22 protein-coding genes are annotated in these 21,757 nt (G+C 61.8%); 14 read left to right on the top strand and 8 right to left on the bottom strand.

Annotated elements, in window-relative coordinates; all coding sequences use genetic code 11:
* Nucleotides 1-22: 22 nt before the first annotated feature.
* Together N805_RS12060 and N805_RS12065 are read right to left on the bottom strand one after the other, a co-directional pair.
* Nucleotides 23-1,264 carry a Zn-dependent hydrolase gene (locus tag N805_RS12060; RefSeq protein ID WP_019470896.1) on the bottom strand — a complete coding sequence of 414 codons (1,242 nt, stop codon included), beginning with the start codon at nucleotides 1,262-1,264 and terminating at the stop codon, nucleotides 23-25.
* Between the two features lie 31 nt (nucleotides 1,265-1,295).
* The gene (locus tag N805_RS12065) at nucleotides 1,296-2,600 is read right to left on the bottom strand and encodes an MFS transporter (RefSeq protein WP_019470897.1); all 1,305 of its coding nucleotides are present in this window, start codon (nucleotides 2,598-2,600) and stop codon (nucleotides 1,296-1,298) included.
* A 290-nt stretch (nucleotides 2,601-2,890) separates the two neighbouring features.
* Here N805_RS12065 and N805_RS12070 point away from each other — a divergent pair, with 290 nt between their 5' ends.
* Complete coding sequence (locus N805_RS12070) at nucleotides 2,891-3,799, top strand: LysR family transcriptional regulator (RefSeq protein WP_028613498.1); 909 nt, start codon at nucleotides 2,891-2,893, stop codon at nucleotides 3,797-3,799.
* A gap of 42 nt (nucleotides 3,800-3,841) precedes the next feature.
* Here N805_RS12070 and N805_RS12075 read toward each other — a convergent pair whose 3' ends face one another.
* A complete protein-coding gene (locus tag N805_RS12075; protein ID WP_019473905.1) occupies nucleotides 3,842-4,087 on the bottom strand; it encodes a type II toxin-antitoxin system Phd/YefM family antitoxin in 246 nt (81 codons plus the stop codon).
* 224 nt (nucleotides 4,088-4,311) lie between these two features.
* Between N805_RS12075 and N805_RS12080 the strand changes: the two genes are divergently transcribed.
* The 3 genes from N805_RS12080 (at nucleotide 4,312) to N805_RS12090 (ending at nucleotide 6,801) form a co-directional block, all read left to right on the top strand.
* Entirely contained in the window at nucleotides 4,312-5,109 is a 798-nt protein-coding gene (locus tag N805_RS12080) for an SDR family NAD(P)-dependent oxidoreductase (RefSeq protein ID WP_019473904.1), read from the top strand.
* 117 nt (nucleotides 5,110-5,226) lie between these two features.
* A complete protein-coding gene (locus N805_RS12085) occupies nucleotides 5,227-5,769 on the top strand; it encodes a WYL domain-containing protein (RefSeq protein ID WP_019473903.1) in 543 nt (180 codons plus the stop codon).
* A gap of 96 nt (nucleotides 5,770-5,865) precedes the next feature.
* Nucleotides 5,866-6,801 (top strand): cyclase family protein, encoded by a 936-nt coding sequence (locus N805_RS12090; RefSeq protein ID WP_028613497.1) that lies wholly within the window; start codon nucleotides 5,866-5,868, stop codon nucleotides 6,799-6,801.
* 52 nt (nucleotides 6,802-6,853) lie between these two features.
* On the opposite strand, the gene N805_RS12095 is transcribed toward N805_RS12090, so the two are convergent.
* Complete coding sequence (locus tag N805_RS12095; RefSeq protein ID WP_019473791.1) at nucleotides 6,854-7,507, bottom strand: oxygen-insensitive NAD(P)H-dependent nitroreductase NfsB; 654 nt, start codon at nucleotides 7,505-7,507, stop codon at nucleotides 6,854-6,856.
* 111 nt (nucleotides 7,508-7,618) lie between these two features.
* Between N805_RS12095 and N805_RS12100 the strand changes: the two genes are divergently transcribed.
* From N805_RS12100 to N805_RS12110, 3 genes are read left to right on the top strand one after another with little or no spacing between them, the layout of a single operon-like run.
* Nucleotides 7,619-8,542, top strand: coding sequence for a LysR family transcriptional regulator (locus N805_RS12100; RefSeq protein WP_028613496.1), 924 nt, complete (start codon nucleotides 7,619-7,621; stop codon nucleotides 8,540-8,542).
* Between the two features lie 48 nt (nucleotides 8,543-8,590).
* Entirely contained in the window at nucleotides 8,591-9,421 is an 831-nt protein-coding gene (locus tag N805_RS12105) for an AraC family transcriptional regulator (RefSeq protein ID WP_028613495.1), read from the top strand.
* A gap of 50 nt (nucleotides 9,422-9,471) precedes the next feature.
* Nucleotides 9,472-10,056: a LysE family translocator gene (locus N805_RS12110; protein ID WP_028613494.1), complete on the top strand. Its 585-nt coding sequence runs from the start codon at nucleotides 9,472-9,474 to the stop codon at nucleotides 10,054-10,056.
* A gap of 171 nt (nucleotides 10,057-10,227) precedes the next feature.
* Here N805_RS12110 and N805_RS12115 read toward each other — a convergent pair whose 3' ends face one another.
* Entirely contained in the window at nucleotides 10,228-11,427 is a 1,200-nt protein-coding gene (locus N805_RS12115; RefSeq protein WP_019470956.1) for a sugar transporter, read from the bottom strand.
* A gap of 205 nt (nucleotides 11,428-11,632) precedes the next feature.
* Between N805_RS12115 and N805_RS12120 the strand changes: the two genes are divergently transcribed.
* A complete protein-coding gene (locus N805_RS12120) occupies nucleotides 11,633-12,949 on the top strand; it encodes a hypothetical protein (RefSeq protein WP_019470955.1) in 1,317 nt (438 codons plus the stop codon).
* A gap of 142 nt (nucleotides 12,950-13,091) precedes the next feature.
* Here N805_RS12120 and calA read toward each other — a convergent pair whose 3' ends face one another.
* Nucleotides 13,092-14,144 carry a vanillin reductase gene (calA, locus tag N805_RS12125; protein WP_019470954.1) on the bottom strand — a complete coding sequence of 351 codons (1,053 nt, stop codon included), beginning with the start codon at nucleotides 14,142-14,144 and terminating at the stop codon, nucleotides 13,092-13,094.
* 181 nt (nucleotides 14,145-14,325) lie between these two features.
* Between calA and N805_RS12130 the strand changes: the two genes are divergently transcribed.
* Nucleotides 14,326-15,231 (top strand): AraC family transcriptional regulator, encoded by a 906-nt coding sequence (locus tag N805_RS12130; protein WP_019470953.1) that lies wholly within the window; start codon nucleotides 14,326-14,328, stop codon nucleotides 15,229-15,231.
* Between the two features lie 49 nt (nucleotides 15,232-15,280).
* On the opposite strand, the gene N805_RS12135 is transcribed toward N805_RS12130, so the two are convergent.
* Nucleotides 15,281-15,880 (bottom strand): TetR/AcrR family transcriptional regulator, encoded by a 600-nt coding sequence (locus N805_RS12135; protein WP_019470952.1) that lies wholly within the window; start codon nucleotides 15,878-15,880, stop codon nucleotides 15,281-15,283.
* A 92-nt stretch (nucleotides 15,881-15,972) separates the two neighbouring features.
* Between N805_RS12135 and N805_RS12140 the strand changes: the two genes are divergently transcribed.
* Nucleotides 15,973-16,569 carry an NAD(P)H-dependent oxidoreductase gene (locus N805_RS12140; RefSeq protein ID WP_019470951.1) on the top strand — a complete coding sequence of 199 codons (597 nt, stop codon included), beginning with the start codon at nucleotides 15,973-15,975 and terminating at the stop codon, nucleotides 16,567-16,569.
* A 233-nt stretch (nucleotides 16,570-16,802) separates the two neighbouring features.
* On the opposite strand, the gene N805_RS12145 is transcribed toward N805_RS12140, so the two are convergent.
* Complete coding sequence (locus tag N805_RS12145; protein ID WP_019470950.1) at nucleotides 16,803-17,480, bottom strand: XRE family transcriptional regulator; 678 nt, start codon at nucleotides 17,478-17,480, stop codon at nucleotides 16,803-16,805.
* A 274-nt stretch (nucleotides 17,481-17,754) separates the two neighbouring features.
* On the opposite strand from N805_RS12145, the gene N805_RS31260 reads away from it, so the two are divergent.
* Genes N805_RS31260 through N805_RS12160 form a run of 4 tightly spaced genes read left to right on the top strand, consistent with a single transcriptional unit; the run spans nucleotide 17,755 to nucleotide 21,650 of the window.
* Complete coding sequence (locus N805_RS31260) at nucleotides 17,755-18,006, top strand: helix-turn-helix domain-containing protein (protein ID WP_419198332.1); 252 nt, start codon at nucleotides 17,755-17,757, stop codon at nucleotides 18,004-18,006.
* 41 nt (nucleotides 18,007-18,047) lie between these two features.
* The gene (locus N805_RS12150) at nucleotides 18,048-20,096 is read left to right on the top strand and encodes a Mu transposase C-terminal domain-containing protein (protein ID WP_019470949.1); all 2,049 of its coding nucleotides are present in this window, start codon (nucleotides 18,048-18,050) and stop codon (nucleotides 20,094-20,096) included.
* A 58-nt stretch (nucleotides 20,097-20,154) separates the two neighbouring features.
* Nucleotides 20,155-20,877 (top strand): AAA family ATPase, encoded by a 723-nt coding sequence (locus N805_RS12155; protein WP_019470948.1) that lies wholly within the window; start codon nucleotides 20,155-20,157, stop codon nucleotides 20,875-20,877.
* The gene (locus N805_RS12160; RefSeq protein WP_019470947.1) at nucleotides 20,877-21,650 is read left to right on the top strand and encodes a hypothetical protein; all 774 of its coding nucleotides are present in this window, start codon (nucleotides 20,877-20,879) and stop codon (nucleotides 21,648-21,650) included. The genes N805_RS12155 and N805_RS12160 overlap by 1 nt, the downstream gene beginning before the upstream one ends.
* Nucleotides 21,651-21,757 lie beyond the last annotated feature (107 nt).

Here is a 21,757-nt window from a genome sequence, read left to right on the forward strand (position 1 = left end):
ACAGCTTCAACGCACCTTGCCGTCAGACTTGCCCTTGCTCGACACGGCCTGCCCGGGCCAGCACGGCGTTCAGCAGCACATCAGCGCCCTGTCGGGCATCATCAGGCAGCACGTCCTCAGCCTCGTTGTGGCTCAAGCCGCCAACGCAGGGGATGAACACCATCGCCGTCGGGCAGTATCGCGCCAACAGGATGGCATCGTGACCCGCCCCACTGACAATCGATTGCTGCGCATACCCAAGGCCATCCACCGCTTGCTGCACCGCCTCCACGCAGTCAGCATCGAACGGGGTCGCCGGGCTGCCCCAGTGCCGCTCGATACGCACTTGCAGGCCGCGCTGGCTGGCGATGGCTTGCAGCTTCAGGGTCAGCTCGCGCTCCATGGCTTCGATGGCCTCGTCGCGGTGGTGGCGCAGGTCGACCGTGAACTGCAGCAGGCCGGGAATGGTGTTGCGCGAGGACTTGGCAATAGACAGCTCACCTACGGTGGTCAGGCCTTGGGGGGCAAAGTCCGCTGCCAGTTGCTCGACCGCCTGGATCATCCGCGCGGTGCCGTACAGCGCATCCTTGCGCAGCGGCATCGGCGTGGTGCCGGCGTGTGCCGCCATGCCTTCGACTGTCACGTCCAGCCAGCGGATGGCCTGGCCACCACTGACCACGCCAATGGCCTTGGCGTTGTCTTCAAGGATCGGACCTTGCTCGATATGCGCCTCGAAATAGGCATCCACCTCACCACCCAGCGGGCGCTGCCCGGCGTACCCGGTGCGGTGCAGTTCATCGGCGACGCTGACGCCATCCGCATCGCGGATGGCCAGCGCCTCGGCCAGCGCGAGGCTGCCGGTGAACACCGCCGAGCCGAACATGGCCGGGGTGAAGCGCGCGCCCTCCTCGTTGGTCCATACGGCAATTTCCAGTGGCTTGCGGGTCTGGATGTCCAGGTCGTTCAGGCGGCGCACCACCTCCAGGCCGGCCAGCACGCCATAGACACCATCGAAACGGCCACCTTCGGGCTGGGTGTCGAGGTGGCTGCCCATCATGACCGGGGCGGCATGCGGGTCACTGCCGGCACGGCGGGCGAACAGGTTGCCGATGGCATCTACCGACAGGCTGAGGCCCGCTTCGCGGCACCAGTGGCTGAACAGTTCACGGCCGGCTTTGTCCTCGTCGCTGAGGGCCAGGCGGCAGCTGCCGCCGCGGGCGGTGGCGCCGACTTCGGCCATGGCCATCAGGCTCGCCCACAGGCGTTCGCCATTGCTTTTCAACATATGCGGGTACTCCAGGATAATTGGGGTTCGATCAGGCCAGTTCCAGGCGCTGGCTACGGGCGTATTGGCGGGCCAAGGCGAGCACGCAAACCAGCGAAATAGTGGCGATCAGGGTGTAGAAGGCTGCCATCGGCCACCATTGGCCGCTGAAGGTATGGGCCAGCCAGGTGCCAATCAGCGGCGTCAGGCCGCCGGCGATGGCGCCGCAGATCTGATAGGCCAGGGAAATGGCGGTGTAGCGCACGCGGGTTTCGAACATGCCGCTGACATAGCCGGCAATAACCGCGTAGAAGGAGGCCATGCAGGCGGCGGCCAGGGCGATGCCAAGCACGATCAACGGGCCCTGGCCCGAGCTGACCAGCACGAACATCGGGTAGGGCGAGGCCATCGCCAGCAGCGCGACCAGCGCCAGGAAGCGCGTCGCGCCAACCTTTTCCGACAGCCACGCCGCCAGCGGCTGCACACAGAGCTGGATGATCGCCACAAAAAACAGGCATTCAAGGATCAAGGAGCGCTCCAGGTGCAACTGCTGGGTGGTGTAGCTGATCATGAAAGTGTTGGTGAAATAGACCCCGGCGATGCCCAGGGTGTTGGCGCCGATGCACAGCAACAGCGGGCGCCAGGCGGTGCGCAGCACTTCAAACACTGGCGCCTGCTCCTTGCGCCGGGCCTTTTGCGCCTGCTCGCGGCTGGCGATGAACTCGGGCGACTCATTTACCCCCAGACGAATCGCCAGGCCCACCAGCAGCAGCAACGCGCTGGCCAGGAACGGCACGCGCCAGCCCCAGCTCATCAGCTCGTCTTCAGGCAGGCGGGTAACCGCGCCAAAGGCCAGCAGCGACAGAATCAGGCCAGCCGGGCTGCCCAGCTGGGCGAACGAGGCGAAGAAGTTACGCCGGCCCTTGGGCGCATGCTCACCCGCCATCAATACCGCCCCGCCCCACTCGCCGCCCACGGCAATGCCCTGAACGATGCGCAGCAGGATCAACAGCACCGGCGCGGTGGCGCCGATCTGCGCGTAAGTCGGCAGCAGGCCGATGCACACGGTAACGATGCCCATCATCAACAGGGTGATGACCAGCGATTTCTTGCGGCCGATGCGGTCGCCCACGTGGCCGAAGACGATGCCACCCAGCGGCCGGGCGAAGAAGCCCACGGCGAAGGTGCCGAACGCGGCCATGGTGCTGAACAGGCTGTCGTCGGAGGGAAAGAACAAGGCACCGAACACCAGGGCGGCGGCGGTGGCGTAGATGTAGAAGTCGTACCACTCGATCATGGTACCGATGAACGCGGCGGCGGCTGCACGACGCGGCTGGGCGGAAGCGGTGGGCTTCATGGGGGCTCCTTTGCTTGTTGTTCTGGCAGGAGTTGCTGGTCACGGTGGCGCTCTCGTGGCGCTTGGCCTGCTGGTTCGGTGCTGGCTTTTTCGCGGGCTCGCCCGCTCCCACAGGGATCGCACAATGTCTGCCGACAGTGCAGTACTTGTGGGAGCGGGCAAGCCCGCGAAGAAGCCGACACCGACGCCACAGGATTCAATGCATGCGATTTATCGGCCCAAGGCTATGATTAGTCAATTTTCTATTTATTATTCGAACTATTAACCATGCTTATTATCGAGCCCCCGCCATGTCTGACCGCCTGCTCAACGACCGCCTCGACTGGAACCTGCTGCGCACCTTCCGGGTCATCGGCCAGGAGTTGTCCATCAGCCGCGCCGCCGCCCGCCTGCACCTCACTCAACCGGCGGTAAGCCAGGCGCTCAAGCGCCTTGAAGAGCAGCTAGGTCGCCAGCTCATTGCCCGCCGCGGACCGCGCTTCGTGCTGACAGAAATGGGCGAACAGCTGTTCCAGCTGGCCGGCGAGGTGTATGGGCAAATGTCGCAGATCGGCGGTTTGCTGGAGCAACCGGCAGACGAAGTGGTGGGCAAGGTGCGCCTGCTGATGATCAGCCGCATCGTCAGCGAACGCTTCGACAACTTCCTTGCCGACTTCCACCGCCAGCGCCCGCGGGTGGAACTGGAAATCGACGTGATGCGCAGCTCCGATATCGTCGCCGCCCTGCAGGAAAAAACCGCCACGGCGGGCCTTAGCCTCACCCGGCGTGCACAGCCACGGCTGGAACAGCGGCTGTTCCTGCGCCAGCGCTATGCGTTTTTCTGTGGCAAGCACCATGCCCTGTTCGGCCAGGCCGAAGGCGACTTGCAACGGGAGAATTTCGTTAGTTTCACCAGCGACCAGATTGGCGGCATGTTGTCACCGCTGACCATTTTCCGTGACCTGCAAGGGTTTGCCGGGCGGATCGTGGCCTCATCGCCAAGCCTTGAGGAGGTACGCCGGCTGGTGATCGCCGGATTCGGCATCGGCTGCCTGCCCGAGCATGTGGTGGCACCGGATGTCGAAGCGGGGTTGCTTTGGAAGCTGCCGCCGCCGGAAGGGATTGCCGATGTGGATATTCACCTGTTGTGGAACAAGGAACAGCGGTTCAGCCGGGCGGAAGAGATGTTTATCGAGGCGTTGCAGCGCGTCATAACCTAGCGCTTCTGAGCGGCGCGATAGACCTCGCGCGCTCGCGCTTGCTTATAGGTCATCCAGAGACACCGGTACGCCTTTTTCACCCAGCCTGGACTTGGCCAATTCACTCAATTCGAGATCCTCCAGGCGCTTCATCATGGATTCGTACAGTTTGGCCGGAACCATGTAACCCATCACACGATTGTGGTTAAGCACGGCAACAGGCATGCCAGCGGCACCGGCCATTACCGCAGATGGGTTCTTTTTCAGTTCCGATACGCTTACGGTCACACTTGCAAAGATTTTCTGCATTGTTCCGGCTCGAATCAGGACCATATTTTGGTCCATATATAGGACGTAAACAAGCCTACGCTCTTAGACACTGCCGTGCCTCAGCCTTGTCATCTATATCAACAGGCGAAAGCCCCCCGGCCATGTCATGCGTAAGTCAAAGTCCGTCATTTACCGGCTGTACGTGCTTCACTTGGATGGCTTGCATCCCTGCATCACTGCAACTCACTTACAGGAGCCATCCCATGAACATCGACCTGGGCGGACGCACCGCCATTATCAGCGGCTCGACCGGCGGTATTGGTCTGGCCATCGCCCGTGGCCTGGCCCGCGCCAATGCCGACGTGGTCATTGCCGGCCGCAGCCAGAAGTCGCTGGACGCCGCCCTGGCCGAAGTGCGCAAGCAAGGTGGCCGTGGCCAGGTCCACGGCGTGGTCGCCGACCTGGGTACCGCCGCCGGTGCCGAAACCCTGTTCGCTGCCCACCCACGGGCCGACATCCTGGTCAACAACCTGGGCATCTACGACGACGTCGACTTCTTCGAGGTGGACGACAGCGAGTGGGCGCGCTTCTACGAAACCAACGTGCTCAGCGGTGTGCGCCTGGCACGCCACTACGCCCCGGGCATGGTCGAGAACGGCTGGGGGCGGATCCTGTTCATTTCCTCGGAATCGGGTGTCGCCATTCCTGCCGACATGATCAACTACGGCGTGACCAAGGCCGCCAACCTGGCCGTTTCCCATGGCCTGGCCAAGCGTCTGGCCGGCAGCGGGGTTACCGTGAACGCGGTGTTGCCGGGCCCGACCCTGACCGATGGCGTGACCGCGATGGTGGCCGATGCAGCACAGGCCTCCGGGCGCAGCATTCGTGAAGAGGCGGACAACTTCGTGCGCACCGCGCGGCCAAGCTCGATCATCCAGCGCGTCGCCGATGTCGATGAGGTTGCCCACCTGGTGGTGTACCTCGCCTCCCCTTATTCCTCCGCCACCACCGGCGCGGCCCTGCGGGTCGACGGCGGCGTAGTCGACAGCCTCGCTATCTGAATTCAACTGGAGGCATTCGGGGAAAACTTGGATCCCATTCTATGACAAGGTATGCTGGGCAATAGCTATACGCCACTATCCAGGCAGGTTTAGCGCCTGCCTTCAAGGACGAAGCCTTTGCCCAGCCACCCTACCCGCCACACCATTGCCCGCCAGTGGCAGCTGCTCAAGTTGCTGCCCGGCCGCCACCCTGGCATGAGCTCCACCCAGTTGCAGGCGGCCCTCACGACCGTGGGCCATACCACCAGCAAACGCACGGTCGAGCGCGACCTGGTGGAGCTCGCCGCGCTGTTCCCGCTGCAGTGCAATAGTAAAGGCATGCCGTACGGTTGGTACTGGCAACCGGGCCTGAGCCTGGGCGAAGCGCAGCAGCTGCAACCCGACGTGCTTACGCCCCCGGCCCAGGTTGAACTGCATGCCTGGGTTGATGACGCGTTGGCCCTGCGCCTGGAGCAATCACCCCTGTCAGCAAACATGCAACTGACGCCGCAAGCGAGCGGCGGCGCCACGCTGGTGGCCACTGTTGACGACAACCGGGCGCTGATGGGCTGGTTACTGTCGCAAGCGGGCTCCATCCGTATCCACGCCCCGCAGGCACTGCGCGTGGCCATGCTCGAACAGTTGCGCCAGAGCCTGGCGCTGCACGAGGGTAGTTATTGACCGGCAGGCAAAAGTCATTGTCCTGCGGGCCGCTTTTTCCCCAAGCCTGGCCTGCGCAGAATTCGCTCCTGACACCGCATCTTTCAGGAGTACTCGATGACACGCTTCAAGCCCTTGCTACTGGCCGTCGCCCTGGCGACCACTGCCCAGGCCACGTTGGCCGCCGACTGGCAGACCTCGCCCTACGGCAAACAGGATGAAATCGGCGCCGCCAACCTGCTCACCCCGGAGGTGGTCAAGCAGGCTGTCGGCCTGGTCAAGACCGGCAAGACCTACCCCCTGGCCGTGCCCGTGAGCAAGGACTTGCCAGCATTCCGCCACCGCAGCTTCCACCTTTACAACATCCAGCCCGGCGAGCAGGCGGGCCAGACCCTGGGCCGCAACAAGTTCAGCTTCAACGATGAACTGGTCAACGGCTGGACCGGCGTCGGCACCCAGCTCAACGGCATCGGCCATATCGGCATCGACAACGTCTACTACAACGGCAACAAGGCGGCTGACTTCGTCACCGTCGAAGGCGTGACCAAGCTGGGCGTGGAGAAAGTACCGCCAATGGTTACTCGTGGTGTGGTGCTGGACATGACGGCCCACTACGGCAAGGCCATCGTACCGGGCGGCACCGCATTTACCGTCGCTGACATCAAGGCGGTCCTGAAGAAGGAAGGCATCACCCTGCGCAAGGGTGATGTGGTGCTGTTCAATACCGGTTGGCTGGAGCTGATCGGCAAGGACAACCAGCAATTCCTCGCCACCGAGCCGGGCATCGACCTGCCGGCGGCCGAATGGCTGGCGGACCAGGGCATCGTCGCCTTTGGTGGGGATACCTGGGCTTCCGAGGTGTACCCGAACCCCACCGGCGAAGAGTTCCCGGTCAACCAGTTCATGCTGGCCAAACGGGGTATCTACAACCTGGAACTGATCGACACGCGTGCGCTGGTGCGGGACAAGGCGTTCGAGTTCCTGTTCGTGCTGGGGCAGCCGCTGTACAAGGGCTCGACCCAGGTGAACATCAACCCGGTGGCCATTCACTGATCGCCGGACTGGCCGGTTTTCGAAGGTGGGGCCGCTTGCGGCCCCGGCAATCTCAGAGGAACGTGAACACTTGCGATGCCGGCAACCGTGACTTGTTCAGCCCGGCGTTGAAGTCCGATTCACTGCGATAACCCAGGCTAAGGATCACCACGCTGGTAAAGCCACGCTCACGCAAGCCCAGCTCGGCATCGAGGATCTTGCTGTCAAAGCCCTCGATGGGTGTTGCATCCAGGCCATGTGCCGCAGCCCCCAGCAATGCCGTGCCCAAGGCCAGGTAGGTCTGCTTTTCCATCCAGTGCTGCACATCCTTCTGGTCGTAGCGGTGCAGGTTGACGTAATGGCGGCGGCTCTGGTTTTGCCCGGCGCGGGCTTGCTCGTCACGGAAACGGCCATCGGCAGCCTCCTGATCAAGCACAGCATTCAGGTGCGCTTCGGTCATCTCGGTGCGGGTGCAGAACACGATCACGTGCGACGCATCGAGGAGCTTGGGCGTGTTGTAGGCAAAACCCTCGGTGGTGCTCTTAGCCAGGCGGGCCTTGCCTTCGGCCGTGTCGGCGACGATGAAGTGCCACGGCTGGGAGTTGACCGAGGACGGGCTGTGGCGCAGTTGTTCAAGCAGGGCATCGACAGTGGCCTGGGGAATGCGGCGCGCGGCATCGTAGGCTTTGGTGGTGTAACGGCGCTTGGCCAGCGAGACGGTATCCATGTAACAACTCCGGGAATGAACAGTGGATTTACGGCGCATCTTATCTTTCCGGCAGAAAAGAAAAACCGGCACAATGCAGCAACACTTTCATCCATCGAGTGAAAATGCAAAATGCTGCGCATCGCCGACCTCGAACTGTTCGCCCGCAGCAGCGTGCTGGGCAGCTTCACTGCCGCTGCCCATGAAGCGGGCCTGCTGCCGGGCCAGGTGGCTGCGGCAATCAAACGCCTGGAACGCGACCTGGATGTCCGCCTGTTCGCCCGCACCACGCGCAGCCTGCGCCTGACCGCCGAGGGCGAGCGCTACCTGCCAACCGCGCTGAATGTGCTGGAAAGCCTGCGCCAGGGCCATGAAGACCTGCATGGCAACCCCAATACCTTGCGCGGCACCCTGCAGGTGTCGGCACCTTCCGACATGGGCCGCAACATGCTGCTGCCCTGGCTCAGCGCCTTCCGCCGCGAGCACCCGGCATTGCAACTGCGCTTCTTCCTGTCCGACCAGATTGCCGACCTCAACCGCGACCCGGTGGATGTGGCGATCCGCTATGGCCTTAACCAGGATGCCAACTACATTGCCCTGCCGTTGGCCGACTGGAACCGCAGAGTGCTGGTCGCCTCGCCCGACTACCTGGCCCGCGCCGGCCGCCCGCTGACCCCCGACGCGCTGCAGCAGCACGCCTGCCTGCTGTACATGCAGCACAACCGGGTATACGACAAGTGGCAGCTGGGCAACCGCACGGTTCAGGTACGTGGGCCGCTGGTCAGTGACGATGCCGACGTCATCCGCCGCCTGGCCATTCAGGGCGAAGGCATCGTCTACAAGTCGTGGCTGGATGTCAGCGCCAACATTGCGGCCGGTGAGCTGGAAATCGTCCTGCCTGAATTGCTCGGCGAAGCTACCCCGGTCACCTTGGTGTGCCCGCATCGCAAGCAGCTCACACCGGCGGTTTCGCAATTGCACCTGTGGCTGCGCGAGCGCTTCGAGGCCCTGCGGGATCGGGCACTGACCAACGGCTGCACAATCGTTCCAGACTAAGCTTGGGGGTTGCGCTAAGGTAGCCATTTACGCCAACGGCACACGTTCATGAGCAACTGGATCGACCTCAAGCAAGACGCCGATACCGGCATCGAGTCGGTCCGTGCACATTTTGTCGGGCATGCCTACGACCCGCACTGGCACGACAGCTTCCTGGTCGGCGTGACCGAACAGGGCGTGCAGCAGTTCAATTGCCGTCGGGTGCGCCACCGCAGCACCCCGGGTCAGGTTTTTTTGCTCGAACCTGGCGACATCCACGATGGCCTGGCGCCCACCGAAGAAGGCTTCACCTATTCCACGCTGTACCTGGAGCCCGCTTGGCTCGACCAACAGCTGCGGGCGCTGTTCGAGCACGCTCCGGGCGACAGCCTGCCCAGCTTCGCCGACACCCTGTGCCACAACGAACACCTCGCCCGGGCCACCGCCCTCGCCTTCCGGGCCGTGCACGACCAGGATTTGCGCATCGTCCGGCAAACGGCCATGGACGACCTGCTGGCCTGCCTGACCCGGCACATGCACTGGCGCCGACGCATCAACCCCGACCCGCGCCTGCCACTAACCGCACAGCGCGCACGGGACTTCCTGCACGCCAACCTGGAGCGCGACATTGGCCTGGAAGACCTGGCCCAGGCCTGCGGCATCGACCGCTTTCGCCTCACCCGTGCATTCAAGGCCGCATTTGGCATCGCACCGCATGCCTACCTGATCCAGCTGCGCCTGGCCCGGGCGCGGCGCCTGCTCGCCCTGGGCCAGACGCCTGCCGAAGTGGCCGTGGCGTTGGGCTTCGCCGACCAGAGCCACCTGGGGCGCTGGTTCCGCCGGGCGTACCGGCTGACCCCGGCCGACTACCGCAGGCGCTGCTCAAACCTTCCAGACTGAGCGCCTGCAGGCAGCGAGCATGGTGCTTCGAATTTCCGGAGCCATGAAGCATGTCGCAGTCGTTGTTGCCCTTCATTCTGTTCGCCCTGGTGTCCAGCATCAGCCCGGGGCCAACCAACCTGTTGATCCTGGCCCATGGCGCGCGCGCGGGTTTGCGCGCGAGCCTGGCGCCCATCGTCGCGGCCTGTGGCGCGGCGGCAGCGATCGTGTTGATGGTCGGGCTGGGGCTGGGTGAACTGCTGCTACGCCACCCCTTGGCCCAACAGGTGATGAGCTGGGCGGGAGTGTTGTGGCTAAGCTGGCTGGCGTGGAAGATGCTGCGCAGTGCCGCCGCACCGCTGCAGGCGGCCACGGCGCAAGGGTTCAGTGCTTGGAGCGCCGCAGCGTTGCAGGTGGTGAACCCCAAGGTATGGTTGATGGCCGTGGCGGTGGTCGGGGTGTTTGCCGCGCCGTCGTTGCCGGTGTGGCAGTTGGCACTGGTGTTTTGGTTGATCGCCCTGCCGTGCATGGCAGCGTGGGCGGTGCTGGGGGTGGGTAGCGCCCGGTGGTTGCAGGCACCGCGGCGGTTGCAGTTGTTCAACCAGGTGTTGGCGGGGGTGCTGTTGATTTCTGCCTGGGCTGCCGTACTGGCTTGAATCTCAGGCGGTATCCCCTGAGGTCTACGGGGACCTGTAGGAGCGGCCTTGTGTCGCGATGGACCGCAAAGCGGCCCCGGCAATTTCTGCGGCGAAGCTAAAATCCTGGGACCGCTTTGCGGTCCATCGCGACACAAGGCCGCTCCTACAGAAAAGCGCGCTGGCCTTGGGTCAGTGTGTCAGCGCCTCGCGGTAGCGCCGCGTGCTGGCAACAGCCAGTACCAGCCCGACCACCGCCACGCTACCGCCCACCAGGCCGATATCGGCCACGTCCATCTGGCTGCTGACGATACTGCCCAGCAGCGCACCGCCACCAATCCCTATGTTGTAGATACCCGAGAACAGCGCCATGGCCACATCGGTGGCATCGGATGCCAGCTTCAACGTTTTGGACTGCAGCGACAGGCTGAAGCTGAGGATCGCCACACCCCAGAACATGCTCAGCACCGCAAACGCATAGAAGTTGCCCGACAGCGGCAACATCAGCAACAGGCACGCGGCGAGCAAGCCAATCGAGCCCACCAGAAAGCCATGGGGGAAACGGTCGCTGTAGCGGCTGAACAGCAACGAACCGAATACCCCGGCACCGCCGAACAGCAACAACAATAGCGTGGTGCGCTCACCGCCAATCTGCGCCACGTGCAGGGCAAACGGTTCAATGTAGCTATAGGCGGTGAACTGCGCGGTAATCACCAGCGTCACCAGCAGGTAGGTAATCACCAGCGCCGGGCGCTTGAACAGGATTGGCAGGCTGCGCAACGAGCCCGAGTTCTGGCTGGGCAGCAGCGGCAGCGACTTCATCAGGCACAGCATGGTGGCCAGCGCGACCCCGGCGATACTGAGGAAGGTCACGCGCCAGCCCAGCGCCTCACCCACCACGCGCCCCAGCGGAATGCCCAAAACCATGGCAAGAGTGGTACCGGTTGCCAGCAGGCCCAGCGCCTTGGCCTGCTGGCCAGGTGGCGCCACGCGCACTGCCAGCGAGGCGGTAATGGCCCAGAACACCGCATGCGACAGGGCAATGCCGATACGGCTGACCAGCAACATGGCAAAGCTCTGCGACAGCCACGACAGCAAGTGGCTGACGATGAACACCAGGAACACGAACAGCAACAGGCGCCGCCGTTCGATGTTGCGGGTCAGCAGCATCATCGGCAGCGAGGCCAGCGCCACCACCCAGGCATAGATGGTCAGCATCAGCCCGACCTGGGCGGTGCTCATGTCGAAGCTGCGGCCAATGTCACTGAGCAGCGCCACCGGGACGAACTCGGTGGTATTGAAGATGAAGGCCGCCAGGGCCAGGGCGATGACGCTCAGCCAGCTGCCGCTGCCCGTCGTGGGCGGCAGGTCGGTGGGTATGGGTCCGTTCATGGGTGGAAAACGCTTCTCCGCAGACAAGGCAACAGTTCGCACGCCAGCCACCCGCTTGCAGGGGTGCCGACGTACGCGCTGTTATTGATAGGAATGCACGGCATGGTACGCGTCAAGCCGGGGCCTCACAACCGCAAGGCAGGCAGAAGGAGTACCATGCGCGCTTTGTGTGAAACGCGTGTGCAACAAGGAGCCCGATCCGCTCATGGACAAGCAGCACCCCCAGCAGCAGTGGCAGCAGGCGGTCATCGCCTATGCCCAGGCCGTCAACGACTACGTCGCGCAGGGCCGTGCGCAAGGCTGGGACAATCTTGAAGAGCCGCAGGCGCCAGCCACCGGGCACCTGCTGGACGCCTGGCTGGCAGCCCTGCAGGCAGCCAATCACCCTGGCGCCGACGAACAGCAGCGCCGGGCCTTCCGCGAGGCCTGGCCACCTGCGCACCACCCCTTGGTACCGTTGCTCGAAGACCACGGCCAAGGCATCAGCAATGTCCTGCTGCTGGAGGATGGCAGCCTGCTGGCACGCATCGGCATGCCCTACGACAAGGGCCAGGTGGTGCGTATCGATCATCATGGGGTAACCCCGGTCATCGGCATCGAGCACTTTGGCCGCTGCCCGGCCCGCCGTTATTTCGCCCTGGCCAATGCCGAAGGCATACGTGTGACCGATGGCTGGGGGGGCCCGCAAGTGCAGCGCCTGGCCTGGCCAACCGGGCTGGAGGGGTTGCCGCCAGGTTACCCGTTCGAGCCGTTCGACCTGCCGCCCACACCTAGCGCGCTGATCCCCTTCCCGGATGGCCAGCGCGTGCTGCTGGTGAGTGCCGAAGGTATCTTCGTGCTGTCCACCCAGGGTGCGACTCGCCTGCTGCCACAGCAGACACGCGTGCTCGATGAGTTGGCCGAAGGCACCGACCCGGACGACATCAGCCTGGGGCTGAGCATGGAGCATGGCGCGGTGTCTGCGGACGGACGGCTGATCGTGGTGGGTGAGCAAGGCAGCCGGCACTTGGTGCTGGACGCGCAACTCAGGCCGCTGGCGGACATCGGCCCTGGCAGCGAGTACCCGCACTTTGCGTTGTTCAACCGCGCGGGTAACCACCTGGCCCTCAATGCCTGTCATTTCTACAGCGGCGCCACGCTGGGGGTAAACGTCGCCGATTTGCCGGGGCTGGACACCGACTACTACAGCCAGGACCCACGTACCCCACTGCTGCAGGATGGCGCGCGGGTATACGCCGGGGTAGCGCGCGATGGCGAGTACATTGTGGGTGATGCCTATGGCTACCTGCGGGCGTTTGGCGAGGACGGTACGGAGCACTGGCAGCACTACCTGGGCTCGACCATCAGTGCGATGGATATCAGCGCCGATGGGCAAACGCTGGTGGCGGCGAGCCACGCGGGGGTGGTGTCGGTGATTGCGCTGGATAGCGGGCGCCCTGAATGGCAGATCGGCACCGGGGCACATGGCGAGGTGCGGCGGTGGTTGTTCTGGCGGGGGTGGGACAAGGCGATGTTCTGGTAACAGAACCAGGATTTTTTGCAGCCTGTACCGGCCCCTTCGCGGGTAAACCCGCTCCCACAAGGACCGCACATAGCCTGAATGCCGTGGTGCAACTGTAGGAGCGGGTTTACCCGCGAAGAGGCCAGTACAGGCAGCCGATCAATCAGCCCTGCAAAGTGGCCATGTCGATCACGAACCGATACTTCACATCCCCGGCGATCATGCGCTCATACGCCTGGTTGATATTGCGGATATCCAGCATCTCGATATCGCAACGGATGTCGTGCTCGGCGCAGAAGTCCAGTACTTCCTGGGTCTCGGCGATGCCACCGATCAACGACCCCGCCACCACCCGGCGCTTGAGCACCAGGTTGGCCGCATGCACGGGCGGGTCGATCGGTTCGATCAGGCCGACCAGGATGTGCACACCATCGAACTTCAGTGTTTCCAGGTACGGATTGAGGTCGTGCTGTACCGGAATGGTGTCGAGCAGGAAATCGAAACGACCAGCCGCGGCGCGCATCTGCTCGGCATCGGTGGACACGATGACATGGTCGGCACCCTGGCGGCGGGCTTCCTCTGCCTTGGCCTGGGAACGGGTGAACAGGGTCACTTCCGCGCCCAGGGCCTTGGCCAGCTTGATGCCCATGTGGCCCAGGCCGCCCATGCCGAGGATGCCGACCTTGTGGCCCGGGCCCACGCCGTGGTGCTTGAGCGGCGAATAGGTGGTAATGCCGGCGCACAGGATAGGTGCGGCGCTGGGCAGGTCCATGCCGGCCGGGATGCGCAGCACAAAGTGCTCGCTGACCACGATGCTGCTGGAGTAACCGCCCATGGTGTTGCTGCCGTCAACCCGATCCGGGGTGGCGTAGGTCATGGTGGGGCCTTCCAGGCAATATTGCTCCAGGTCCTTGGCGCAGGCTTCACAGTGGCGGCAAGAGTCGACCATGCAGCCGACGCCAACCAGGTCACCCACCTTGTGCGCGGTGGCCTTGGCGCCCACCGCCGTGACCCGGCCGATGATCTCGTGCCCAGGCATCAGCGGGTACACGGCAATGCCCCATTCGTTGCGAGCCTGGTGGATGTCGGAGTGACATACGCCGCAGTACAGGATCTCGATGGCGACGTCGTCCGGGCGCAGGCTGCGGCGCTCGAAAGTCATGGGCGCCAAAGGGCTGGCAGAAGTTTGGGCGGCGTAACCGATGGCGGTATACATGCAGGACCTCGCAGTAAAGTGAAACGATTCAGTCGGCACATTCTGCGCGCCCAACTGCCTCGCGCCCACGGCTGATTCTCCGGCATCCATGCCTGATTATCCGAAGATGCTATCTGTCAGCTGGCGCCACGCCTTCAATCTGCGATGATTAAGCTGTCTGATTCTCTGCCCTTGGTCCACCATGCAACTGACCCGCCACGTCGACGCCAATGCGCCGCTTTGTACGCTGATCCGCAGCCTCGCCACGCGCCCAGGCTTTGTGCCCACGCACCTGCCCCAGGTGCAAGTGCTGAGCTGGGACCACTACGTGGCCAGCAGCCCGCAAATCTACGAACCCAGCCTGATGATCCTGGCCCAGGGCAGCAAGCTGGCGCGCCTGGGGCCGCGCACTCTGGAGTACGGCGCCGGGCATTACCTGGTGCAGGCGTTGTCGGTGCCGTTCATGTGCGAAACCTTCGCCACCCCTGACGCGCCATTGCTGGGCGTGGCGGTGGACATCGACCGTGGCGTGCTTGGCGAACTGGTGCAGAGCATGGGCCTGGTGCCGGACGCTGCAGTACAGGCGCAAACACCGCAATCGATGACCTCCGCAGCACTGGATGCGCCCATGCGCGACAGTGTGGAACGGCTGCTGCACTGCCTGCAGGACCCGCTTGACGCCAAGGTACTGGGCCCGGCGCGCGTCCGCGAGGTGCTGTATACCGCGCTGCGCGGCCCGCAGGCCGGTGTGTTGCGAGCACTGGTGGAGCAACAGGGGCACTTCGCCCGCATCGGCGCCGCCCTCGCCCACCTGCGCGAGCACTACGCCGAGCCGCTGAGCGTGGAGGCACTGGCCGCGCGGGCCAACATGAGCGTTTCGACCTTTCATGAACACTTCAAGCGCTGCACCGACATGGCACCGATGCAGTATCTCAAGCGCTTGCGGCTACTCAAGGCGCAGCAGATGCTGATCGGCGAAGGCCTGGGTGTGGCGCAGGCCGCGCACCGGGTGGGCTACCAGAGCACCTCGCAGTTCAGCCGCGAGTACAAGCGCCAGTTCGAGCGCAGCCCGGGGGATGAACAGCCCTATCAGAGCTTGCCTGTGTAGCGAAGCCAGTTTATCCGGCATGCCCGCTCCCACAATGGTCGCATGCGCTTCAGTTTTGCCGTTCGACCATGGCGATAATGGCGGCCTTGAGCTCAGCCTTGGCCTGCCCGGCCTCCAGCTCCCCTGCTGCAGCCGCCTGGGACAGCGCATCCGCTGCCCCCACCAGCAGGCGCATGCCGGCAACCCCTACATTGCCGCTGGGCGAAAACCCGGCCAAGGCTTCGCGGCACTTGTCCAGGAACGGCTCCTCGTACGCCCGCTTCAGCGCCTCCATTTCCGGCGACCCGGCCAGCGCCGCCGACACCCCGGGTATCTCCCGGCCCTGGCTCATCACGCAGTCCACATAGGCCTCGGCAATCACCCGGGCGCGACTGGCCAGGCTGGCTTCACAGCTGGCCAAGGCTTGCGCGAGCATCTGCGACTGCCGCGCATCGTATTCCTGGTACAGCGCCACCAGCAGCCCGTTGCGGGTCTCGAAATGGTCGTATACCACCGGCTTGGTCACCCCCGCCTGTTCGGCCAGGCGACCCAGGCTCAAGGCATCGGTACCCTCCTCCCGCACCAACTGCCAGGCCATATCCAGCAACTGCCTGCGGCGGTCGTCGCGGCTCAGGCGCTTGCGCGAACGTGCTTGATCATCGCTTGACATCGATTACCTACCAAAAGTAACTTACTAAACGTAACTTACCTGGAGTATATAGCGCGCCAGGCAACCCTGCACCCTTTGACTGGAGAGCCACCATGCACGCCCTGATCGTCGTAGGTCACCATGACCCGCAATCCCTCACCCACGCGCTGGCTCGGCAGGTTGCCGACGGTTTGGCCAGCGAAGGCCACAGCAGCGAGATCGCCGACCTGGCCAGCGAAGGTTTCGACCCCCGCTTCGGTCTTGCGGACCATGCCGTACACCGCCGGCAGGCAGCTGCGCCGGCCGATGTACTCAAGGAGCAGGCTCGCATCGAGCGCGCCGATGCCCTGGTGCTGGTCTATCCGGTCTACTGGTGGTCACTGCCAGCTTTGCTCAAGGGCTGGGTCGAGCGGGTATTCAGCAACGGCTGGGCGTTCGACTATGACGAAGGCACCACGATCAAGAAACTGCGCGGCATGAAGGTTCACCTGATCGGCGTCGCGGGTGCCGATACAGGCACCTTCGAACGGCATGGCTATGGCGAGGCGATGCGCGTGCAGATCGAGCACGGCATCTTCGACTATTGCGGCGCAGAAGTACTCAGTTCCACATTGCTGGATGACAGCGAAGGGCCTGACCAGCTCCCTCACTTGCAGCACGCACACGCTTTGGGCAAAAAACTGTTTGCAGATTGCCAGGCCGCAGCCTGAACCGGCGCAGTGCCGCTACTCAAGTAGCGGCAGCCTCGGTTCTTGTGAGGAGGTGTTCTGTTTGGCACTAAGAGAAAATGAGCGGGAAGAAGCGGGAAGAAAGTGGAAAAGCCCGGATTCATTGGGCTGAAAGAAAAGAAACGGGGCCAAAGCGGGGCCAAAGAGCCGCTAAACGAGAAACCGCAAAAAAGGCGCCAATCGCAAGGATTTGGCGCCCTGTTTGGCACTCGGGTTTAAATCATCCAGCCACCAGCCCAAACAACCCGCCCGATGATCTCCAGGTTGCCGAGCTTGTTCTGCGGAACGGTCATCGGCTCGTAGGCAGTGTTGGCGCTGATGATCTTCACGCCCCCGTCGTAGATCCGCTGGAGCCTCTTGGCATAAAGCAAATCATCCAGGCGAATCACATAGAACGCCTCGCCCTGAAGCGCGTTGCGGCTCAGGTCAACCATGACGGTGTCTCCGTCGCTCAGCACAGGCTCGTTTGAGTCACCATCTACGCGCACGGCGGCAAGCGTATCGGGGCATAAGCCCTTTTTACGCAGGCTGTAGCGGGTAAAGGCAAGCCTCGTGAGCACGCGGGCCCCCTCCGTCCATGCCCCATGACCTTGGCTGATATGGGCGTCATAGAGGGGGATGAATGCGTACTCCTCATCAACTGCCGTTTCTTTTGTGTCCAGGGCACGCGCAGCGCCAGTTACGAGCCATTCGATGTCTACCTGGACAGCCTGGGCAATAGAAACCAGTCGAGATGCCTGAGGCTCGCTTTTGCCATTCACGTAGGAGTGCATGGTGCTCAAGGGGATGCCGGTCCTACGAGAAAGCTCTTCTCCGCTTCCCGCCATGCCAGCACAGGCCTTGATTCGGTCTCCCAGGCTCTTGGCGTATGCCTGGCTTTCAGTGTCGGACATTTCGTTTTCCAGTAGGGGGAAAGCGAAATGCCATTTGTCGGCAATCCGAAACTTCGCTTTCCGGAAATCTGTAGGTAATTCAAGGGTTTATTCGATTTTCGAGATGGCAGACCACAGAAACCGAAAACGAACCTTCCGATTTCGGTTGTACATCCTTCCGAAAACCGATAGCTTATTCACAAGGGAACGTTAGAACCCCTAAAAAAACCACCTTTTACAGTGGCTACGGATACAGAAAATGAAATCAGCTAACGGAATTCCGAAGGATCCTGCGATGCGTTGGGAGTGGCTTAAATTCCAGCTCCGTGCTCACCACACGTCTCTGTCTGAGCTTGCTCGTCAGCTTGGCGTTGAGCGCAACGCCCTTCACAACGTGAAGCGGGTCCCCTATCCAAGGATGGAAACGGCCATTGCCAAGGCTATCGGCCTAAAGCCCGAACAGATTTGGCCTGAGCGCTGGAACAGCGATGGCACCCCTAACAGACAACGAAGCGGTCGCAACGATCCACCTTCAGAAAACCGTTAGAAGTCTAACGCTTATTACCAAGAACACATAGGTCTCGATAAATGACGAATCAACTTGGCTGGTTTACAGCTCGCGAACTCGCGGGTCTGCCAGGTATGCCTGGTACTGAGCGGGCAATACAGATTCGCGGTAAGACTGAATGGAATGGCCGCAAGCGAGCGGGCTCCAAGGCCATTGAGTACTGCCTTATTGATCTGCCTGCCGAAACGCAAGCAGAGATTCTGGCGCGCTCGGTAGCAGGATCAGGTAGCAACTTGCCATCAGTAACGGGCGCCGAAGAGGCAGAGCCGAGTGAGGCCGAGGGTTCGTCACGGCTCAACGAAAAGCAGCGCTCCGTAATGCTAGCTCGCCTCGCGTTTTGTCGAGAAATCGAGCGACTAGCTGAGGTCGTTTCACAGAAAACGGCCATTAGCACTCTGATAAAGCATGCCGAGGACGGTCAGCTCTCGTCCTACTTGCAGAATCGGGTTGATATTGCGAACGACCGTAAAACTGAGGGGCGCGGACTTTCAGAAAGGACTCTCAAGCGTTGGCTGTCGAGTTGGCGGGCAGCTGACCGAGATCAGATGGCCCTCGCCCCACTTCGTCAGCGTGCACGCCTTGATGTTCCGGATTGGGCTGGAGCGTTCCTGCGCTGTTACCAACGCCCAACCAAGCCTAGCGTCGCAGCCAGTTACGCCGAGTTCTCTGCGGCGTGGAATGGTGAGCTGCCGAGCATTCACGCAGTTCAGCGATTCCTTAAAAAACTGTCGCCGGATGCTTTGAATGTCGGTCGCATGAGCACGCAGGAACTCAAGGCCCTCAAGCCTTTTCGCCGTCGCTCTACGAAGAACCTTTTCCCAGGCGACGTTTACACAGCGGACGGGCACAAATTTGATGCTGAGGTTATTAACCCGCTCACTGGCAAGCCTTATCGACCCGAAATCACAACGGTACTCGATGTTGCTACGCGCCGAGTGGTGGGTGTCTCGGTCGGCGAGGCCGAGTCAGCAATCGGCGTACTGGATGCACTTCGTGATGCCGTCCGGGAGTGCATGTTCTCAATCTTCTACGTGGACAACGGGTCAGGCTTTGCAAACGACACAGTCCGGGAGGTAGTCGACCGGCTCGGCGGAACAATGACGCACTCCTTGCCATACAACAGCCAGGCACGAGGGCTATCAGAACGAGGGCACCAGACAATTTGGGTTCGTGCCGCGAAGAAGCTCACCTCATATATCGGTGCGGACATGGATAAGCACGCCGGTACAAAAGTGCATAGAGTTGGTCGTAAGCAATTACGCCTGACGGGCAGGTCTCAACTCATTCCCGAGTTCGGTGTTTTCATGGCCGGCATGGAGCAAGAGGTAGCAACTTACAACAGCACCCCTCACAGGGGGCTTGAGAAGATTCGCGATCTTGAAAGCGGCCTGATGCGGCATATGACACCCGACGAAGCCTGGCAAGCAGCAATCACCGAGGGTTGGGAGCCTATGTGCGCATCGAGCGCCTTGGTGGAATCTCTTATGCGACCGCAGCTCATCAGAACAACGCGGCGCGGCGAAATTGCATGGGCTGGCAACACCTATTTCATGGCAGATCTAACGGCCTTTCACGGCCAAGAAATACGTGTTGGGTACGACGTCAGGGATTCTACTCAGGTCTGGGCTTACACCGACGATGGCGAACTGATCGGCACAGCACAACTCAACGGAAACACCACAGATTACATGCCAATGACTATGGTCGAGCAGGCGCGGGAAAAGCGCGAGAAAGGCCAGTTCAAGCGTGCCGTAGATAAGTTGGAAGTGCTGACGGGCCACCGCGTCGAAATGATTGCACCTACTGCTGCGCCGTCGGCGGTATTGCAGCCAGGCGAGCGTTCAGCGGCCTTGGAGTATGCAAGAGAGGTGGTTGCTCAGCGGCCAGACTTCAAGATCCCAGACAACGACGTTACTCGTTACCGACTTTGGAAAAAACTGGATAAGCGCCAAGCACTTGGTGAAGAACTCAGTGATTTAGAGGCGCGATGGTGGAAGAGCTATTCCACTCATCCTGACCTGATTTACCAGCGCGAGCTGATGGAAGGAATTGAAAAACACGCGGGTTGAGAGCCCGCGTTTATTGGAGTCCAGCGTGTTGGCGCACGCTAGAAAAAGGAGATGCACAGTGAGTGTAACTAAAATCGTAGCCCTTACCAATGTCGGACTACTCGCAGGAGCGGTAAAGCGTGCGCAAGCTCGCCCAGCAGGCCTGCCTGGGTTGGTCGTGATGTACGGCCCCAGTGGCCTAGGCAAATCAGTCGCGGCTTCCTTTGCTGCAAATCAGCATCGTGCTTATTACGTGGAGTGCCGCGACACCTGGTCGAAGAAAGCATTTCTGATAGCCGTCCTGAAAGACATGGCAATCGCGCCCGGTCGCACCATGGGCGACATGATGGATCAGATCGCTGAACAGCTGTCCCGATCCATGCGACCGCTGATTGTGGACGATGTGCAGTACATGCTTGATAAAGCAATCGCGAACATCCTTACCGACCTCTATAACGCGAGCCAAGGAACTATTGTTCTGATCGGCGAAGAGCGGGTGCCGGCCTCGCTGTCAAAACTTGAACGTCTGCACAACCGAGTTATGGAGTGGGTCCCAGCACAACCGGCATCGCTCGATGACCTTATTGAGCTATCCCAGTCGAACTATCCGAACCTTGAAATTGCCGAGGATCTTCTTGAGGACTTGTGCCGGGCCACTCGTGGGTGCCTACGTCGCGTCGCAGTAAACCTGTACAAGGTGCAAAGCGAGGCCTCGGCAAATATGTGGGGTCGTGTTGATTTGGCTACATGGGGTAAGCGCGGCTGGTTCACAGGCGAAGCTCCTACCCGGAGATCGATCTAATGGGCCGGAAAGCAATTCTCGTTGTAACTGGCACAAAAGAGCCTCGTCAGCGTATGTGGGAGTCTATTCGCGTACTCGGCCCCGGATTCTCTGCCAACGATATCGCTAGACGTAGTGGTCAGATGCCGAGGGAAATCAATGACTATTTCAATGCGCTGGTTAAGGCAGGAATCATCGGACTCATTGAATCCCCGAAAGGAAAAGGTGGCCGTGTCTACTCACTGATGAAGGACGAAGGCGCCGAGCACCCACGGCTAAATAGGAAGGGTGAGCGGGTTTATGCACACCTGGTTACTGAAAACATCTGGCGTAGCGTTCGTATTTTGAAAGGTAACTTCACCGCTGAGACGGTATTGCACACCGCCTCTGCCGGTGGTGTCGCGATGACCATTAGCAAGGTCCGCCAGTACCTAAACTCCCTGACAGAGGCTGGCTATTTCACGAAGACCGAGTGGGAGAGGAATATCCCGGAGACATATCAGCTTGTTCCGGGGAAATACTCAGGGCCTCGCCCGCCTGAGATTCGTAAGCTTGACTCGCTCCAAGTATATGACTCCAACCTTGGCAAGCTGGTCTACGTAAAAACCACCGGCTCGTTTGGGGCAGATCACAGCCTGATTGAATCTGGGGTCGCTCTGCTGCGCACTCGAGACTTGCTTAATGAGTGGCTGGAATTGGCTCAAACCGGCAAAGCGGTCAAGCCTTCGGCTGATCTTGTTCAGCGCACGCAACTGGAACTTGCTTCCACCGGGGAGTCTGGAGGCCTGCAATGAAACGGGCGGTGAATTTATCGAACTGGGGAGCCGAGCCGCCGCTGTTCGTGCGGCTCTTGGCTAAAGAGGTAACGGCCACCAGCCGCACGCACGCTGCGATCCGTATC

It is taken from the genome of Pseudomonas putida S13.1.2, assembly GCF_000498395.2.
GTDB lineage: Bacteria > Pseudomonadota > Gammaproteobacteria > Pseudomonadales > Pseudomonadaceae > Aquipseudomonas > Aquipseudomonas putida_Q.

Coding starts and splice junctions, on each gene's coding strand:
- N805_RS12060 (WP_019470896.1), bottom strand. CDS start 1,264: ATGTTGAAAAGCAATGGCGAACGCCTGTGGGCGAGCCTGATGGCCATG.
- N805_RS12065 (WP_019470897.1), bottom strand. CDS start 2,600: ATGAAGCCCACCGCTTCCGCCCAGCCGCGTCGTGCAGCCGCCGCCGCG.
- N805_RS12070 (WP_028613498.1), top strand. CDS start 2,891: ATGTCTGACCGCCTGCTCAACGACCGCCTCGACTGGAACCTGCTGCGC.
- N805_RS12075 (WP_019473905.1), bottom strand. CDS start 4,087: ATGCAGAAAATCTTTGCAAGTGTGACCGTAAGCGTATCGGAACTGAAA.
- N805_RS12080 (WP_019473904.1), top strand. CDS start 4,312: ATGAACATCGACCTGGGCGGACGCACCGCCATTATCAGCGGCTCGACC.
- N805_RS12090 (WP_028613497.1), top strand. CDS start 5,866: ATGACACGCTTCAAGCCCTTGCTACTGGCCGTCGCCCTGGCGACCACT.
- N805_RS12095 (WP_019473791.1), bottom strand. CDS start 7,507: ATGGATACCGTCTCGCTGGCCAAGCGCCGTTACACCACCAAAGCCTAC.
- N805_RS12100 (WP_028613496.1), top strand. CDS start 7,619: ATGCTGCGCATCGCCGACCTCGAACTGTTCGCCCGCAGCAGCGTGCTG.
- N805_RS12105 (WP_028613495.1), top strand. CDS start 8,591: ATGAGCAACTGGATCGACCTCAAGCAAGACGCCGATACCGGCATCGAG.
- N805_RS12110 (WP_028613494.1), top strand. CDS start 9,472: ATGTCGCAGTCGTTGTTGCCCTTCATTCTGTTCGCCCTGGTGTCCAGC.
- N805_RS12115 (WP_019470956.1), bottom strand. CDS start 11,427: ATGAACGGACCCATACCCACCGACCTGCCGCCCACGACGGGCAGCGGC.
- N805_RS12120 (WP_019470955.1), top strand. CDS start 11,633: ATGGACAAGCAGCACCCCCAGCAGCAGTGGCAGCAGGCGGTCATCGCC.
- calA (WP_019470954.1), bottom strand. CDS start 14,144: ATGTATACCGCCATCGGTTACGCCGCCCAAACTTCTGCCAGCCCTTTG.
- N805_RS12130 (WP_019470953.1), top strand. CDS start 14,326: ATGCAACTGACCCGCCACGTCGACGCCAATGCGCCGCTTTGTACGCTG.
- N805_RS12135 (WP_019470952.1), bottom strand. CDS start 15,880: ATGTCAAGCGATGATCAAGCACGTTCGCGCAAGCGCCTGAGCCGCGAC.
- N805_RS12140 (WP_019470951.1), top strand. CDS start 15,973: ATGCACGCCCTGATCGTCGTAGGTCACCATGACCCGCAATCCCTCACC.
- N805_RS12145 (WP_019470950.1), bottom strand. CDS start 17,480: ATGTCCGACACTGAAAGCCAGGCATACGCCAAGAGCCTGGGAGACCGA.
- N805_RS31260 (WP_419198332.1), top strand. CDS start 17,755: ATGCGTTGGGAGTGGCTTAAATTCCAGCTCCGTGCTCACCACACGTCT.
- N805_RS12150 (WP_019470949.1), top strand. CDS start 18,048: ATGACGAATCAACTTGGCTGGTTTACAGCTCGCGAACTCGCGGGTCTG.
- N805_RS12160 (WP_019470947.1), top strand. CDS start 20,877: ATGGGCCGGAAAGCAATTCTCGTTGTAACTGGCACAAAAGAGCCTCGT.